Annotated in this window: 13 protein-coding genes; 12 read left to right on the top strand and 1 reads right to left on the bottom strand. The window is 63.4% G+C overall.

The genetic code is table 11. From position 1 onward, the window contains the following. From B058_RS0113075 to B058_RS0113040, 8 genes are all read left to right on the top strand, one after another. Positions 1-1,935, top strand: coding sequence for an XrtA/PEP-CTERM system amidotransferase (locus B058_RS0113075; RefSeq protein WP_018508937.1), 1,935 nt, complete (start codon positions 1-3; stop codon positions 1,933-1,935). Then, positions 1,932-3,158, top strand: coding sequence for a TIGR04063 family PEP-CTERM/XrtA system glycosyltransferase (locus tag B058_RS0113070; protein WP_018508936.1), 1,227 nt, complete (start codon positions 1,932-1,934; stop codon positions 3,156-3,158). The genes B058_RS0113075 and B058_RS0113070 overlap by 4 nt, the downstream gene beginning before the upstream one ends. Next, entirely contained in the window at positions 3,151-4,413 is a 1,263-nt protein-coding gene (locus B058_RS0113065) for a glycosyltransferase (RefSeq protein ID WP_018508935.1), read from the top strand. Before B058_RS0113070 ends, B058_RS0113065 begins: the two co-directional genes overlap by 8 nt. Then, positions 4,410-5,255, top strand: coding sequence for a sulfotransferase family protein (locus B058_RS0113060; protein WP_018508934.1), 846 nt, complete (start codon positions 4,410-4,412; stop codon positions 5,253-5,255). Before B058_RS0113065 ends, B058_RS0113060 begins: the two co-directional genes overlap by 4 nt. After that, complete coding sequence (locus B058_RS0113055; RefSeq protein WP_018508933.1) at positions 5,252-6,628, top strand: phenylacetate--CoA ligase family protein; 1,377 nt, start codon at positions 5,252-5,254, stop codon at positions 6,626-6,628. Before B058_RS0113060 ends, B058_RS0113055 begins: the two co-directional genes overlap by 4 nt. Before the next feature lie 145 nt (positions 6,629-6,773). Then, entirely contained in the window at positions 6,774-8,096 is a 1,323-nt protein-coding gene (locus tag B058_RS0113050; protein WP_018508932.1) for a putative O-glycosylation ligase, exosortase A system-associated, read from the top strand. 2 nt (positions 8,097-8,098) lie between these two features. After that, entirely contained in the window at positions 8,099-9,094 is a 996-nt protein-coding gene (locus B058_RS0113045) for a hypothetical protein (RefSeq protein ID WP_051082126.1), read from the top strand. Between the two features lie 2 nt (positions 9,095-9,096). Further along, a complete protein-coding gene (locus B058_RS0113040) occupies positions 9,097-10,530 on the top strand; it encodes an MBOAT family O-acyltransferase (RefSeq protein ID WP_018508930.1) in 1,434 nt (477 codons plus the stop codon). A gap of 21 nt (positions 10,531-10,551) precedes the next feature. Here the strand turns inward: B058_RS0113040 and B058_RS0113035 are convergent, their stop codons facing one another. Beyond that, complete coding sequence (locus B058_RS0113035; RefSeq protein WP_018508929.1) at positions 10,552-12,378, bottom strand: asparagine synthetase B family protein; 1,827 nt, start codon at positions 12,376-12,378, stop codon at positions 10,552-10,554. Between the two features lie 124 nt (positions 12,379-12,502). On the opposite strand from B058_RS0113035, the gene B058_RS0113030 reads away from it, so the two are divergent. The 4 genes from B058_RS0113030 (at position 12,503) to B058_RS17325 (ending at position 16,612) form a co-directional block, all read left to right on the top strand. Then, complete coding sequence (locus B058_RS0113030; RefSeq protein ID WP_018508928.1) at positions 12,503-13,429, top strand: sulfotransferase family protein; 927 nt, start codon at positions 12,503-12,505, stop codon at positions 13,427-13,429. Beyond that, entirely contained in the window at positions 13,426-14,619 is a 1,194-nt protein-coding gene (locus B058_RS0113025; RefSeq protein ID WP_018508927.1) for a hypothetical protein, read from the top strand. The genes B058_RS0113030 and B058_RS0113025 overlap by 4 nt, the downstream gene beginning before the upstream one ends. Further along, positions 14,616-15,545 carry a glycosyltransferase family 2 protein gene (locus tag B058_RS0113020; protein WP_018508926.1) on the top strand — a complete coding sequence of 310 codons (930 nt, stop codon included), beginning with the start codon at positions 14,616-14,618 and terminating at the stop codon, positions 15,543-15,545. Before B058_RS0113025 ends, B058_RS0113020 begins: the two co-directional genes overlap by 4 nt. Positions 15,546-15,652: 107 nt before the next feature. Continuing rightward, entirely contained in the window at positions 15,653-16,612 is a 960-nt protein-coding gene (locus B058_RS17325) for a glycosyltransferase (RefSeq protein ID WP_018508925.1), read from the top strand. Position 16,613 lies beyond the last annotated feature (1 nt).

Genomic DNA, 16,613 nt, shown 5'->3' with positions numbered 1-16,613 from the left:
ATGTGCGGCATTACCGGCATTTTCGATACCAGCGGCGTGAACGAGATTTCCCGCGAACTGCTGCATCGCATGAACGAAACCCAGTTCCATCGCGGCCCTGACGAAGGCGGCCTGCACCTTGAGCCTGGCGTGGGGCTGGGGCATCGGCGCCTGTCCATCATCGACCTGTCCACCGGCCAGCAGCCGCTGTTCAACGAGGACGGCTCGGTCGTCGTCGTGTTCAACGGCGAAATCTACAATTTCCAGGAACTGGTGCCCGAACTGGAGGCGCTCGGCCACACCTTCCGCACCCATTCCGACACCGAAGTCATCGTCCACGCCTGGGAGGCCTGGGGCGAAGCCTGCGTCGCACGCTTTCGCGGCATGTTCGCGTTTGCGCTGTGGGACCGCAAGCAGGAAACGCTGTTCGTCGTGCGCGATCGCTTCGGCGTCAAGCCGCTATATTACGCCTTCCTCGAAACCGGCGAATTCATTTTCGGCTCGGAATTGAAGTCGCTGATGGTGCATCCCAGCCTGGCGCGGGACATCGATCCGCTGGCGGTCGAGGAATACTTCGCCTACGGCTACGTGCCGGAGCCGCGCACTATTTTCAAGCGGGCGTACAAGCTGCCGCCCGGTTTCACGCTCACGCTCAAACGCGGCCAGTCGCGTGCATTGCCGAAGCAGTACTGGGATATGCCCTTCACTCCGGTGGCGGTGAAAGACGAAGCGGACGCGATGGACGAACTGGTGGCGCGCATGAAGGAATCGGTTCGTCTGCGCATGATTGCAGATGTGCCGCTGGGTGCTTTCCTGTCGGGCGGCGTCGATTCCAGCGCGGTGGTGGCGATGATGGCGACCCAGTCCACCACGCCGGTGAACACTTGCTCGATCGGCTTCGACGATCCGGCGTTCAACGAAATCGAATTCGCCCAGCAGGTTGCCGATCGTTACCACACGCACCACCACGTCGAAACCGTCGCCTCCAACGATTTCAGCCTGGTCGACAAGCTTGCCCAGGTATATGACGAACCGTATGCCGACTCGTCCGCGCTGCCGACCTACCGGGTCTGCGAACTCGCGCGCAAGCACGTGAAGGTTGCCCTGTCGGGCGACGGCGGCGACGAGCACTTCGCCGGCTACCGGCGCTATCGCTGGTTCCGCTACGAAGAACGCATGCGCGCGGCGATGCCGCTGATGCTGCGCCGCCCGCTGTTCGGCGCGCTCGGCAAGCTGTATCCGAAGGCCGACTGGGCACCCAAGGTCTTCCGCGCCAAGACCACCTTCGAGGCGCTGGCGCGCGACACCGTCGAAGGCTATTTCCACGGCGTCTCGCTACTGTCGGATGCGCAACGAAAACAGCTGTTCTCGCCGTCCTTCACGCGCGAGCTGCAAGGCTACCAGGCGGTGGACGTGCTGCGCCGCCATGCGGCGGTCGCGCCCACCGGCGATCCGCTGTCGCTGGTGCAGTATCTCGACATGAAGACCTATCTGGTCGGCGACATCCTCACCAAGGTCGACCGCGCCAGCATGGCACACGCGCTCGAAGTGCGCGAGCCGCTGCTCGATCACGAACTGATGGGCTGGGTGTCGGGCCTGCCGGTCGATCTCAAATTGCGCGGTACGGAAGGCAAATACCTGCTGAAGAAATCGATGGAGCCCTATCTGCCGCACGACGTGCTGTACCGCAAGAAGATGGGCTTTTCGGTGCCGCTGGCCGCCTGGTTCCGCGGCCCACTGGCCGCCACCATTCGCAGCGTGGTGCTCGGCGAACGGCTGGCGTCCACCGGCCTGTTCAACCAGGATTATCTGCGCGAAGTGGTCGAGGCGCATCAGTCCGGCCGGCGCGACTATTCGGTGATCCTGTGGACAGTGCTGATGTTCGATGCCTTCCTGGGGCAGGTGCTGGGCATGGACGGCCAGAGCGTATTCGAGGGCGAGCGGCAAGCGGCATGAAAATCCTCCACGTGTTCGACCATACCCTGCCGCTGCATTCTGGCTATACCTTCCGCAGCGCGGCGATTCTGCGCAACCAGCAAAAAATGGGCTGGGAGACCTATCACCTGTCCGGCCCCAAACAGATCGATTGCACGGTGATGGAAGAAAATGCCGACGGCTTGCATTTCTATCGCACGCCGAAGCCGACGGGGCTGCTGGCGCACCTGCCGGGGGGCGACCCGTTCGCCGTGATGGGAGCCATCGAAAAGCGCTTGCTGGCCTTGGCAAAAGCGCTGCAACCCGATGTGATCCATGCGCATTCACCAGTGCTGGATGCGGTGCCGGCGATCCGTGTCGGCCGCAAGCTGGGTATTCCGGTGGTCTATGAAATCCGTGCCTTCTGGGAAGATGCCGCGGTCGATCACGGCAGTACGAAAGAGGGCAGCCTGCGCTACCGGCTCACCCGTGCGCTGGAAACCTGGGCCGTCAAACATGCAGACGCGGTGACGGTCATCTGCGAAGGCCTGCGCAGCGATCTTGCCGCGCGCGGCATTCCGCCCGGCAAGATCACGGTGATTCCCAATGCGGTCGACATCGACAAGTTTGCCGTCGGCGGCAAGCCGGATGCCGAACTGAAAATGAAACTGGGGCTCGGCGCTAGCCGTGTGCTCGGCTTCATCGGTTCGTTCTATGCCTACGAAGGCCTGGATCTGCTGATCGCCGCCTTGCCGGCGATTCTCAAGCAGATGCCCGACGTCAAAGTTCTGCTGGTCGGTGGCGGGCCGCAGGATGCGGTGCTGAAGCAGCAGGTGATGGCGCTCGATCTGAAAGATCGCGTGATTTTCACCGGCCGCGTGCCACATGGCGAAGTGAACCGTTATTACGATCTGATCGACGTGCTGGTGTATGCGCGTCACCCGATGCGCCTGACCGAACTGGTCACGCCGCTGAAGCCGCTGGAAGCGATGGCGCAGGGGCGGCTGATGGTGGCCTCCGATGTGGGCGGCCACAAGGAACTGATCCAGGATGGCAAGACCGGCGTGCTGTTCCGGGCCGGCCATGCCGGCGACCTTGCCAGCAAGGTGGTGGCGTTGCTGAAGTACGAGCAGGGCTGGGACAGCATGAAACGAAATGGCCGCCAATTCGTGGAATCCGAACGCAACTGGCCCGCCAGCGTGGCGCGCTATCGCAGCGTATACGGCAACCTTGTCAAACCGGGGATGGAGGCGGCGCTTGGCTGACGGATGTACCGCCGATACCGGCCGCCTCGATCTGGTCGTGTTCAGTTCGCTGTTCCCCAGTGCGGCCCGCCCCGCTGCCGGGCTGTTCATCCGCGAGCGCATGTTTCGTGTGGCGCAGCATCGGCCGCTTGCCGTTGTCTCGCCGCAGGCGTGGTTCCCCGGGCAGTCGCTGATCCGCCGGCTGCGTCCTGGCTATCGCCCGCAGGCACCGGCGCTGGAAATCCAGCAGGGTATCCGTGTCTATCACCCGCGCTTCCTGTCGTTGCCCGGCCTGTTGCGCCGGCTCGATGGTACATCGATGGCGCTATGCAGCTTTTTCCTGATGCGGCGTCTGCGGCGCGAAGGCGCACGGCTCATCGATGCGCATTTCGGCTACCCGGACGGCGATGCTGCGACGCGGCTGGGGCGCTGGCTCGGCTTGCCCGTGACCCTGACCTTGCGCGGCACCGAAGTGCCGCATAGCCGCAATCCGGTCTTGCGTCGGCAGCTGGTGCGCGCACTCGGGGCGGCGGCGCGGGTGTTCTCGGTATCCGGTTCGTTGCGCCAACTGGCGCTGGATCTTGGCGTCGACGCAAGCAAAACCGAAGTCGTCGGCAACGGCGTGGACACCCAAGTTTTCCATCCCGTCGAGCGTGTCGCCGCCCGCGCCCGCTTCGGCTTGCCAGATCGGGCACAGGTCCTGATTTCGGTCGGCGGCCTGGTCGAGCGCAAGGGCATGCACCGCGTCATCGATTGCCTGCCGCCGCTCATGGCGCGCCATCCGGATCTGCATTACCTCATCGTCGGCGGCGGTGGCGGCGAAGGTGATCTGCGCGCCGAGCTCGAGGCACAGGTCGCCCGGCTGGGATTGACCGGTCGCGTGCATTTCCTCGGTACGCTGCCACCCGACGCGCTCAAATGGCCGTTGTCGGCTGCCGATGTGTTCGTGCTGGCCACCCGCAACGAAGGCTGGGCGAACGTGTTTCTCGAGGCCATGGCCTGTGGCCTGCCCGTCGTGACCACGGATGTGGGCGGCAATGCGGAAGTGGTCTGCCGTGACGCGCTTGGCAGCATCGTGCCGTTCGGTGACGCCGCGGCTCTGCAGCAGGCATTGGACGCCGCGCTCGACAGGAACTGGGATCGGGCCGCGATCATCGACTATGCACAGGCCAACCAGTGGGACAAGCGTGTGTCACAGCTGTTGCGCGCGTTCGATGCCTTGCTGGCTGTGCCCGCTTCCTCCGTCCGGTCTGCGCCGGCGGCCGCCGGACAATGAGTCCCGCCAAACCTGCGACTGGCCATGACGCCCGCAGCGTGTCGACGCGAATTCGGCATGCGCTGTGGCGCCATGCCAAGGCATGGCGCCAACGCCTGCATCCGCGCCCGGTTACCCAGCATGTCTTCGTGGCGGGCATGCAGCGCTCCGGCACCAATCTCCTGATGGACGTGCTGGATGCCAGCGTGGCCACCCAGGTGTTTCACGAGACCGATCCGCGAGCGTTCGAGCGTTACGAGATGCGCGAACCGGCGGTGATCCGGCAACTGGCATTGGCGAGTCCGGCACCGGTTTTCGTGATCAAGGCGCTGTGCGAACTCGATCAGCTTCCGCATTTGATGGCGACGTTCCGTCCCGCCAAGACCCTGTGGGTGGTGCGCGACTGGCGCGACAGCGTCAATTCGGCGATTCGTTCCTTCGGAAACTTCGTTCCGCAGTGGCAGCGGCTGGCGCACGGCGATACGAGCGACTGGCGCGGACGCGGCATGTCACCAGCAACCCGTGAGCTGCTGATGGCCTTGTATCGCCCCGACGCCAGCGAAGCGGAGGGCGCTGCGATCATGTGGTTCTATCGCAATGCGCTGTTCTTCGAGCATCAGTTGGCGACGGATCCCCGTGTGCGCGTGGTGTTCTACGAAGCGCTGGTGCAGAACCCGATGCGCGAGGTCGCGGCGGTATACGATTTCCTCGAATTGCCCGGATTCAACGCCGCCATCGCAGGGCGCATCCATGCGCGCTCGGTCAGGCATCGCAGTCCGCCGGACATTTCGCCGGCCGTCACGGCCTTGTGCGACGAACTGCTGACACGCTTCAAGGCACTGCCCTTGCGGAGTCGGTCATGAGCGTCCCGGCCTGGTTCGCCCGCAACGTGTTTCGGCTTCAAGAAGCGGCGATGCATCGGCCCACGTTCCCCATGCTGGAGGAACTCGAGCGTACCCAGTGGCTATCGCGCGACGACATGCTGGACTACCAGACCGGGCATCTCAATGTGCTGTTGCAAACTGCGCTGGCGCACAGCCCCTGGCATGCCGCCCGGCTGCATGCCGCCGGACTGGTCGAGACCGTTCGGGCGGGGGCGGTGTTGCCGAGTGATTTGTCGCGCCTGCCGACAATGGACAAGCGCGATGCGCGCGAGAACGTCGAACAACTGGTGTGGCGTGGCGTGCCGGGTGGCGTGTTTCCCTATACGACGGGCGGCTCCAGCGGCGAGCCACTGATTTTCCATTTCGGCCGCGCACGTCAGGCTGCGGACGCGGCCGGACGGCTGCGCGCGCGGCGCTGGTGGGGCGTGGCGCCCGGCGAGCGCGAGGTATACCTGTGGGGCGCACCGGTGGAGTTGAGCAAGACCGATCGCATCAAGACCTTGCGCGACCGGCTGGTCAACCAGCTGCTGCTGAATGCGTTCGACATGTCGTCTGCGCGCATGGACGATTATCTGGAGGCCATACAGGCCTGGAATCCGAAAGCGATCTATGGCTATGCCAGCAGCCTGGCGTTGCTCGCGGCGCATGCCGAGACGCGCGGCACGCGACCCAGGTTGCCTGCGCTACGCGTGGTCAGCACCACCGGCGAGCCCTTGTTTCCCCATCAGCGCGAACTGATCGAACGGGTGTTCGGGGTGCCGGTCTCGGTCGAATACGGCGCGCGCGATGCCGGCCTGATGGCCTTGCAGTCGCCGGACGGGGTGTTGCTGCAGATGAGCGAGACGCATCTGATCGAGGTGCTCGATGCTGCGGGCAATCCGGCGGAGGAAGGCGAGGCCGTGATCACCAGCCTGGTGTCGGCCGCCCAGCCGTTCATCCGCTACCGTACCGGAGACGTCGTGCGTCATTCGGGCCGGCGCGACCCGGGCGGGCGTGGCCTCACGGTGCTGGATACCGTGGTGGGGCGGCAGACCGATTTCATCCTTGCCGCCGACGGCCGCATCATGCATGCCCTGGCGGTGATCTATGTGCTGCGCGCGGTGCCGGGCGTGGGGCAGTTCAAGCTGATCCAGCATGCGATAGACCGGCTCGAGGTACAGGTCGTACCGGACGTGCGCTGGAACGACGAAGCACGCGAAGCCGTGATCCGGGGGTTGCGGGCGCGTCTGGGCACTACGCTGGCCGTCGATATCCGCTTGCTGGACGCGATCGCGCCGGAAGCGTCCGGCAAGCATCGCTATGTGGTGAGTCACGTCCCTGTGCATGGGGCGCTGGCACAGATCGTCCGATGAGTGCCCTGACCTTGAAGCCGCAAGCCTGGCCCGGCCCTGCAGTATTCTGTCGCGACACCTCGAGTACGCAGTATTTTCCAGATGACTTGATGACGGATCGGTCAGGCACCATCATTCCGCCCGTCGCGCAGAAAGCCCAACCCGCATGAGAGACCTGTTCATCACCGGCCTGATTTTCGGCCTGCTGCCTTTCGTCTTCAAACGTCCCTGGCTGGGCATCCTGCTGTGGTCGTGGCTCGGCTACATGAATCCGCACCGGCTGGCGTGGGGCTTTGCCTACAACATGCCGTTCTCGATGATCGTCGGCGGGGTCACCATCCTCGCCTTCCTGGCGTCGAAGGAAAAGAAGGAGATGCTGTGGACGCGCGAAGTCACCGTCCTGCTGATCCTTACCGGCTGGATGCTGTTTACCACCTTCTTTGCGTTCTACCCCGATCTGGCATGGTTCCAGTGGAACAAGGTCTGGAAGATCATGCTGATGGTCCTGCTCACGGTGCTGATCATCAACGAGCGCTACAAACTGCACTGGCTGGTCTGGGTGATTGCATTGTCATTCGGGTTCTATGGCGTCAAGGGCGGGATCTTCACCATCATCAACGGCGGGGTATACCGCGTTCAAGGGCCGACCGGCACCTTCATCGGCGGCAACAATGAAATGGCACTCGCCCTGGTGATGACGATTCCGCTCATCCGCTACCTTCATCTTCAGGAAACCCGCAAGTGGGTCAAGATCGGACTGGCCAGCGCCATGGTGCTGACCGGCGTCGCGGCCATTGGCAGCCAGTCGCGCGGCGGCATGCTGGCGATGGTGGCGATGGGCCTGTTCCTGTGGATGAAAAGCCGCAACAAGATCGTCACCGGCTTTTACATGCTGATCGCCGTCGCCATCATGGCCTCGATCATGCCGCAGGCCTGGTATGACCGCATGAACACGATCAAGTCCTATCAGCAGGACCAGTCGGCGCAGGGCCGGATCAATGCCTGGCACACCGCGTTCAACGTGGCGAAAGACCGCATCACCGGTGGCGGGTTCGACATGTTCAGGCCGCCCACATTCCGTCAATATGCCCCGGACCCCTGGAATGTTCACGATGTGCATAGCATCTATTTCGAGATGATGGGCGAACAGGGATTCATCGGATTTGCCTTGTTCATGCTGTTGGGGTTGCTGGCCTGGATCCGTGCCCAGCAGATCATCAAGCGATGCAAGCATGACCCCGAGCGGAAATGGGCCGCCGATCTGGCGGCCATGATCCAGGTGAGCCTCATCGGTTATGCGGTGGCCGGTGCATTCCTGGGTATGAGTCATTTCGACCTGCCTTACCATTTGATGATCATCCTGGTGCTGGCCGCCAAGTTTTCCGGCGTGCTGGCAAAGGTGGTTCCTGTCGAGGGCCGCGTCCGGGGCAGCGAGCAGCCTCATCCGTCGAGCCGGTTCAGCCCGGAAAGCGCCGGGCCCGGAGGCTGACCGTGCCAGGGATTCGTTTGCGCCTGCCGCCCGGGCTGGGTCGGGCCTTCTGGCTGGCGTTGCTGCTGACGGGGCTGGTCGAACTGGCCCTGCACAGCGAAGCCGTGATGTTCCGCTACCGCGCAGTATTTGCCCAGGGGCGGGCATACGACAAGCTGTTCGAGGTCGAACGCCACCCGCCGCAGATCCTCTTCATCGGCAACAGTCGGACGGACAACGGTATCGATCCGCGTGCAGTGGAACGGGCCTGGCCGGGTCCCGTCCTGCGTAGCTTCAACCTGGGTTTGCCGGGCGCCAATGCCATCGTGTATCACGGCGAAATCCGGCGTCTGGACGATCGCGGCCTGCTGGGAAAAGCGGCGATTCATACCGTAGTGCTTGGGCTGGATGAAAGCGCCCTGCAGGAAGACAATTCGCTCGGCTACGTCAGCTTTCTTGCCGACCGGCGCGCCCTGTGGGATGCGGGCCGCTATCGCGACTGGCTGGGAAGCCATCTGCGGCTATGGTCGTACAGCGATAATCTTCGCCAGTTGCGCGAACCGGACAAGGCGCTGCGATTTGTCGAGGCCAGTGTGCGTTCGCTCGATCCGGTAGGAGGGGCGGCGGTGGCCTATTCGGGCTATCGAGAAGGTTTCGGCACGGCCCAGAATGCGAGTCAGGTGGCGCAGCAGGAACGTGCGGCCTTGCATCCTCCGGCACCGGCCGTCGAACGCTTTCTATGGCAGGCGATCGATCTCCTGCAGTCGCGCGAAGTACAGGTGTTCGTCACCCTGCCGCCCTTGCGCGACCGTCTTTCTGCGTTTGTCGATCCCCGCCCCGAGGCCGCCCCCTATCGGACATTGCTGGCGCGCCTGCGGCAACGCGGCGTGATCGTGTTGTCCACGCCGACTGGTTTCGGCCCTGACGACTTCGTCAACGCAGGGCATTTGAACGACCGGGGTGCGCAGCGTTACAGCGCCGAACTGGGGCGCCAACTGGCCGCTTGGAAGGATCGATAGGCATGTTGTTCAGCTCCCCGACTTTCCTGCTGTTCTTTGCCGTGCTGCTGATGTTCTACGCGGGCGCACGCAATTATCGCGAACGTGCTGCCGTCATCCTGGTTGGCAGCCTGATTTTCTATGCGTCCTGGAAACCGGTCTATCTCATCCTGCTGGCAGCGTCGGTCAGCCTCAATTATCTGATCTACTCGGGCCTGTCGGCCACCCGCAGCAAGCGGCTGCTGGTGGCCGGCCTGGTACTGAACCTGGGATTTCTGGGGGTCGTCAAGTATCTCGGGATGGCATTGGAAAGCCTGTGGACGCTGGGCACATGGTTCGACCTGCCTGTGGGCGCTGCGCCGCCCGGCTGGGCGGACTGGGCGCTGCCGTTGGGCATCAGCTTCTATACCTTCCACATGCTGTCGGTGATGATCGACGTCTACCGTGGCGAATGGACGCACCGCATTTCCTTTCGCGCCTGGTGGCTCTATGTGACCTTCTTCCCGCATATGATCGCCGGCCCCATCCTGCGTGCCTCCGAACTGGTCGAACAGCTGGAATCCCTGCAGCCGCTGAAGGCGGAGTTCGTCAAACTGGGCGCACTGGTGTTCATGGTGGGCCTGGTCAAGAAAGTATTGTTTGCCGACAATCTATCGCTCCTGACCGACGACTTGTTCAGCCGCCCCGACATGCTGGACTTCTACCTGGCCTGGCTCGCCACGACTTCATTTGCGCTGCAAATCTATTTCGACTTTTCCGGCTACAGCGAAATGGCCATCGGCCTGGCGCTGATGTTCGGCGTGACCCTGCCGCGCAACTTCCTCCACCCCTATACCAGCCGCAGCGTGCGCGAATTCTGGCAGCGCTGGCACATCACCCTGTCGCGCTGGCTGCGCGATTACCTGTACTTCTCGCTCGGCGGCAACCGGCGCGGCAAGTCCCGCAACCTGGCCAATCTGATGATCACGATGCTGCTGGGCGGGCTCTGGCACGGCGCCGCCTGGACCTTCGTGTTCTGGGGATTCCTGCATGGCAGTTATCTGGTGCTGCATCGCCTGCTGCTCGACCTCTATTCGCGGTTGGGCGTGCTGTCGAATTCCTTCAGTGCGCGGCTGCTGTCCTGGCTGGGATGGCCGGTGACGCTTGCACTGGTGTGGATCAGCTGGGTGTTCTTCCGGGCGCACTCGTTTCACGATGCGTGGACCATCACCGCGGCGATGCTGGGGCTGGGAGAGACAACCGAGGTCGCGTCGGTGCGCAGCTATGTGCAGCTGCTGGTATGGGGCAGTCTGCTGCTGACCTTGCTGGAACCGTCCATCGAACGGTTGTTGAGGCAAGGCCTGCGGCGCTGGGGGCAACTGCATTTTACGCTGCGCGGCACGGCCTACGCAGGCCTGGCGCTGACGCTCATTGTCTTTGGCGGCAGCAGCCAGAAATTCATCTACTTCGACTTCTGAGTCCGCTGGCCGGCGTTCGCTTCAGTGTTCGTTCGCCTGCAGCCATTGTTCCAGCATCATGGTCACCCAGATCATCACGCCATAGTAGCTGGCGTACGGTCCGCGCTGCATGGCCAGCATATGGTCCAGATAGGCCGGCTGGATCCAGCCGCGCTGCTTGAAGTCCGCGAGGCTGTCGCCGACGAGGTCGCCGAGCGGGGCGTATTGGGTGCTCCACACGCCGAAGGGCAGGCCGAAGCCGTGCTTGCTCTTGTTGATGATCTTTTCGGGCAGCAGGTCGCGCAGGGCCTCCTTGAAGAACCAGCGCAGCATCTGGCCGCGCACCTTGTAGTCGACCGGCAGATGGTTGGCGAAGGCGACCATGCGGTCGTCGAGCAGCGGATAGTGCACTTCGATGCCGGCCGCTTCGGTCATCGTGCCCACCTTGCGCAGGTCGTTGTCGGCCAGGGTGAACTTCAGATCCAGATGCATCATGCGGTTGATGTAATGGTCGGACGCGGTACGCTCGTAGACCTCGGTGAGTGCGGCATCCGCTGTCGAAGGGTCGACGGCATGGATGAAATCCGGCGCGAGGATCTGGTCGAGCGGGGTACGGTGCAGGAAGTTGTAGCTCTCCAGGCGCAGCGGCAGGCCCATGTTGGCCTGGCGCACGTAGCTTTTCAGTTTGGCCAGGGGAAAACGGTCGGACAACCCCGGCAGGTGCGCGATCGGCTCCACCACGCCGCGCCGAATCGCCGCGGGCAGTCGAAAATAATTCTCGAACAGCTTCTGCTTGGCATAGCGCGCATTGCCGCCGAAGATCTCGTCGCCGCCGTCGCCTGCCAGCATGTGTTCGAACCCTGCCTCGCGCGCGGCCCGGGCGCAGAAATAGGTCGGTACTGCCGAATCGTTGCCGAACGGTTCGTCGTATTCGCGCGCGATGATGGGGATCGCCGTCACGATATCGGCGGGCTTCAAGTAATACTCATGGCTGCGGCTGCCGTAACGCTCGGCAGCGCAGCGCGCGTATTCCATTTCGTCGAATCCGTCGGCATCGAAGCCGATGGAAAAGGTGTCGACCGGTGCGCCGCGTACGGCTGTAAGCGCACCGACAACCGTCGAGCTGTCGGTGCCGCCGGACAGAAACGCCGCGGTGGAAGGGGCATCGGCATCGCGCACGGCCTCGTCCAGTACGGTGCGAAAATCGCTGCGATGGACGTCGAACCCGGCATCGACCGGGGTGTAATCGGCCTGCCAGTAAAACGCGGTGCTGAGCTGGCCGTTTTTCAAGGTGACCATCTGTCCCGGCAACAGTTTGTGCACGCCTTGATAGAGGCTGCGAGGTGCCGGAATGGTATGAAAATACAGGTAGTCGTAGATCGCCTGGGGGTCGATGATCCGCCCGACCGCGGGATGGGCGGTGGCGTTCTGGGCGCTGGTGCCGAACACCAGGTGGCCGCCCCGATACGCATAACAGAGGCGCTCTGCGCCCACGCGATCGAGAACCAGGCAGGCTTTCTTCTTGAGCGGCTCCAGCACGGCAAAGGCGAAATTGCCGTGCATCAGCGTGGGCAGCGTCTCGCCGTGGCGTATCCAGCCGTGCGCCACGGCGGTGGCCGGACTGCGGTCGCGGGCGATGAAGGCCAGTTCCTCGTCGAGAAAGACCGGACGCCCCGTCAGCGTGGCAGCGAGACCGTTTTCGACGTGGATATCGGCCTTGCCGAAGCGCGAAGACGCGGCCACTCCCAGCATCTGGCTGCTGTGTTCGTGCAGCAGCCCCTCCTGTGCCGGGTTGGCCGCTCCTCTCATATGCCGGATCAGGTCCTGATGCGCGCCGTGGTCGCCCAGCCAGCCAAAAATGCCATCCATGGTGTGTTGTGTCAGCGTGATACGGGATAATGTCCGCCAATATAAACGAGCTGGCCGATTGGCACGAATCCTGTTTGCCCGGTTGCGGGGTGATCGGACTCCGTTTGATAACGACAGAAAGTCTATGAGTTTGAGTGAATTTGCCGAAAAGGTGGTCAAGACGCTGGCATTCCATGCACGGCAAGCGCGTCGCGCCTTGCGCAGCATGCGCTGGCAGCTTTCGCCGCGGCCGGCGGAGCGCCCCATCATCGTGATCGGCTGCTCGCGGGCCGGCACCACGCTGGTCTACAAAACCCTGTCCGAAGCGCGCGAGATCGGCAGTCTGCAACGCGAGACCCACGATTACTGGACGGGCCTGCACCCCCTGGCCGACAAGAACTGGGACACGCACGCGCTGGATGCAACGGATGCCAGCGCAGCCGAACGCGACGACGTCAGCCGCTACTTCTACAGCTGGACCGGCCATCATCGCTGGGTCGACAAGAACAACCAGAACGGATTGTGCGTCGCCTATCTGCGGGAATTGTTTCCCGATGCCGTGTTCGTCTTCGTCAAGCGCAGCCCGGGCGACAACCTCAATTCGCTGATCGAGGGCTGGCGCAAGCCCGACGAATTCGCCACCTGGTCGAACGATTTGCCGGCGAAGGTGGCGGTGGAAAACGGGCAGCTGAAACAATGGTGTTTTTTCCTTGCCGACGGCTGGCGCAATTACGTGAACGCGCCGGTCGAGGAGGTCGCCGCCTTTCAATATGCCGCGGTCAACCGGGCCATTCTCGATGCCAGGGCCGGCATTCCTGCCGGGCAGTGGGTCGAGGTGTTCTACGAGGATTTCCTGCGTGACCCGGTTGCTGCCTTTCGCCGGGTGTTCGAAGGCTGCGGTCTGGCATTCGATGCGCACCTGCAGGCGCATTGTGCGGAAGTGCTCGACATTCCCTATAACGCCTTTTCCGAAATCCGCCTGGATAAATGGAAGGACGGCCGCAACCGGGAGAAGATCGAGCGGGTGCTGCCACAGGTGGAAGGCGTGGCGGCGGAGATGGGGTATCGATGACCGTACTGGCACTGCTCCTGGCGATGGTGATACTGCTATGGGCAGGGGTGCTGCTGGCATTCGCCGGTCCGCTTGTCGCACGCTGGCGCGAACCGGTGCTGCGTCATCCCGTGCTCATCGTCGAAAGCGATGACTGGGGCGCGGGGCCATTGCCCCAGGCGGATGCATTGGCCCGCCTGGCGGCCCTGTTGCAGCGCATACGCGACCGCCACGGCCGTCCGGCCGTCATGACGCTGGGTGTCGTGCTGGAAGTGCCGGATGGGGCCCGCATCGCAGCGAGCCGCTTTACGGAATATCACGCCTTGACGCTCGCTGACGAGCGTTTCGAAACGGTGTGTGCGGCGATGCAGGCAGGCATCGCCGCCGGGGTGTTTGCGCCCCAATTGCATGGCCAATGTCATTACTGGCCGGCCGCCTTGCTGGCTGCGGCACAGAAAGATATAGCGGTGCGGGATTGGCTGGCCACGCCGGAGCCTGCCGCGACCGAGGCGCTGCCGTCCCCCTTGCAGAGCCGCTGGGTCGATGCCTCGGATCTGCCGTCGCGCGCACTGCCGAACGCGGCGATCGAGCAAGCCGTTGCCGCGGAGACGGCAGCGTATCGGACCGTGTTTGGCCGGTTGCCGCAAGTGGCGGTTGCCACGACGTTCATCTGGAACGAAGCCGTCGAGGCGGCGTGGGCGCAGTCGGGGATCGACGTCGTCGTTACACCTGGCCAGCGCGCCACGTGTCGGGATGCCGCGGGCCGGCCGGGATGCGTGGATGCGTCGATGTTGTCCGGCGCGCGTTCGCGTGTCGGGCAAACCTATCTGGTGCGCGATGTGTATTTCGAGCCGACCCTGGGCCATGGGCCGCAGCGGCTGGCAGATGGGCTCAAGACGCGCACCCGACAGGGACGGGCCTGTCTGGTGGAAACCCATCGCTTCAATTTCCTGCAGGCAGCGGATGCCAGCCTTGCGGCACTCGAAGCGGGATTGAATGCAGCTTTGACCGCTTGCCCGCACGTGCGCTTTCTCACGCCGCTCGAACTGGCGCACGCGATCGAAAAACAGGATCCGGCCTGGATCGAAGGCCGGTTGCGCCGTCGCCTTGCTGTCTGGCGCACCCGGCTGGACGAGGTGCCGCGCTTTCGCCGGATGGCCCGCCTCAGCGGTCTGGCGCTGCCACTGGCCTGGCTGGGACGTTCGGTATGAGCCCGCGTTTCTCGGTCATCATTCCCGCATTCAACGCAGCCGCTACCCTAGCGCGCGCCATCGAGTCGGTGCGTGCGCAAAGCTGGCCGGTACATGAAATCATCGTGGTGGATGACGGCTCGACCGATGCCACGGCCGATATCGCGCGTCAATTCGGCGAGGCGGTGCGGTTGATCGGGCAGCCCAACAGCGGTGTGTCGGTGGCGCGCAACGCGGGTGCGGTCGCCGCTACGGGCGACTGGCTGGCGTTTCTCGACGCCGACGACTGGTATGCGCCCGATCGCATCGGACTCCATGCGGCATGGATTGCCGAGGACGCCTCGCTGGATTGCCTGACGGGCGACTACGAGTATCGCGATACGGACGGAAAGCTGCTCGGCACGTCGATGGCGCAGCACGAATCGGGACGCCTGATGCTGGCCAAGGCGGCTGGAACCGTACGGGTGGTGATGGATGCACCCGCAGAAATCGCGGCCTTCGTGGCCGATCATTTCGGCGACACGCACACGTTGTCGGTTCCGCGCGGCCGCTTTATCGAACTGGGGGGCTATCCGACCGGGTTCAAGGTCTGCGAGGATGTCCATTTCCTGACCCGGCTGGTGGCCAATAGTCATCGTATCGGCGTAATCTGCGAAAGCCTCGGCGTGTACGTGATACACGGCGGCAGCGCCACGCGCCGCAATCCGGTGGCGGCGCAGCGTGAGAATGTGCGCACGCTGTCCGATCTGGTGCGGCTGGCCGAACGTTTTCCGACACCGGTCAGGCAGGGGGTGTCGAGCCGGATGTACGGCGCGCGCTACAACATCGGCTGCGCACTGAGCAAGGGCGGCCAGCGTGTCGCGGCCGTCCGGGCCGTGCTGCCGATGCTGATCGCGCGTCCCGGCTGGCAGAGCCTGCGTGCTGTGCTGTCGATGCTGACCGGCTGAGCATGCCGGCTTTGCCGGGCTCCGCTAGGTACATCGCTGGCATTGAGAATATCCGGATGGAAGATTTGTCTGGTCTGAACGAGGCCCCTGGATGACATGGGTAGGGTATGCAGATCACTGTTGTAATCACGACTCACGATCGTCCCGAATTGCTTCGCGAGGCCATTGCCAGTGTCGAGGCGCAGCATTTCGATGAATGGGACGTCATCGTGGTGGACGATGGGTCCTGTCCTGCCGTGACGCTCAATCCTATGCAGGGGGGACGCATCAGGTTGTTGCGGAACGAGGCGGCGCAAGGACCCTCGGAAGCCCGCAATATGGGAATGCGAGCGGCGACCGGCGAGACGATCTTCTTTCTCGACGACGACGATCTGCTCGGTGCCGATGCGTTGGCACAGATCGATGCCGCTTTCCAGGGCGATGCGAATCTGAATTGCCTGTTCGTGAATGTGGAACCTTTCGGCAGTGATGCCGAGGGGACCCGACACAATCAGATTCAGGCAGTGACGCGTGTTCTCGCTGCGATGGGCGAGCGCCTGGAGGGTGCCGAAGGTGTGTTGCGCCTGCATTCTGACCTGTTGTTCGCCGCATTGCTCGAGCGTATCCCGATGGCGTTTCAGCGGGTGGCGATCAAGCGAGCCCAATTGCAGAAAGTCGGGCTGTACAGCGGGCAAGGGTTCGAGGATCTGGAATGGTATTACCGGGTGGCACTTCGCTGTACGTGTGGCCTGCTCGTGACACCCGGCTATCGCGTGCGATGCGAGGGGCAGAGTTATTTCAGCCGGCCGGAGGAAAAACAACGCCTCATCGACACCATCATCCAGATTCGCAAAGGACTTTTGAGCCTGGACGAGGTTGTTGCCACACCGCTGCTCAAGCGATTGACGACGGCTTCCCTGGCAAGTGCCCATTTCAACAAGGCCTATTACGCGTACCAGAATCACCAGGCTTTTCCCTGGCGCAATCTTTTCGACTCAACGATCAACGGGCTGTACTGGCACCACTTCAGCCTGGCAGGGAAGGTGCTGAAGAATCGCATTCGTCAGGCAATAACGCGACAGCATTGAT

It is taken from the genome of Thiobacillus thioparus DSM 505 (assembly GCF_000373385.1).
In the GTDB taxonomy this organism is placed as follows: domain Bacteria; phylum Pseudomonadota; class Gammaproteobacteria; order Burkholderiales; family Thiobacillaceae; genus Thiobacillus; species Thiobacillus thioparus.
The sequence above is the reverse complement of the archived record's forward strand: the minus strand, read 5'-3'. Positions and strand labels throughout refer to the sequence as shown.

Bases quoted from the DNA above. Each gene is read 5' to 3' on its own strand.
- B058_RS0113050 (WP_018508932.1), top strand. From the start codon at position 6,774: ATGAGAGACCTGTTCATCACCGGCCTGATTTTCGGCCTGCTGCCTTTC.
- B058_RS0113055 (WP_018508933.1), top strand. From the start codon at position 5,252: ATGAGCGTCCCGGCCTGGTTCGCCCGCAACGTGTTTCGGCTTCAAGAA.
- B058_RS0113040 (WP_018508930.1), top strand. From the start codon at position 9,097: ATGTTGTTCAGCTCCCCGACTTTCCTGCTGTTCTTTGCCGTGCTGCTG.
- B058_RS0113025 (WP_018508927.1), top strand. From the start codon at position 13,426: ATGACCGTACTGGCACTGCTCCTGGCGATGGTGATACTGCTATGGGCA.
- B058_RS0113075 (WP_018508937.1), top strand. From the start codon at position 1: ATGTGCGGCATTACCGGCATTTTCGATACCAGCGGCGTGAACGAGATT.
- B058_RS0113030 (WP_018508928.1), top strand. From the start codon at position 12,503: ATGAGTTTGAGTGAATTTGCCGAAAAGGTGGTCAAGACGCTGGCATTC.
- B058_RS0113070 (WP_018508936.1), top strand. From the start codon at position 1,932: ATGAAAATCCTCCACGTGTTCGACCATACCCTGCCGCTGCATTCTGGC.
- B058_RS0113060 (WP_018508934.1), top strand. From the start codon at position 4,410: ATGAGTCCCGCCAAACCTGCGACTGGCCATGACGCCCGCAGCGTGTCG.
- B058_RS0113020 (WP_018508926.1), top strand. From the start codon at position 14,616: ATGAGCCCGCGTTTCTCGGTCATCATTCCCGCATTCAACGCAGCCGCT.
- B058_RS17325 (WP_018508925.1), top strand. From the start codon at position 15,653: ATGCAGATCACTGTTGTAATCACGACTCACGATCGTCCCGAATTGCTT.
- B058_RS0113035 (WP_018508929.1), bottom strand. From the start codon at position 12,378: ATGGATGGCATTTTTGGCTGGCTGGGCGACCACGGCGCGCATCAGGAC.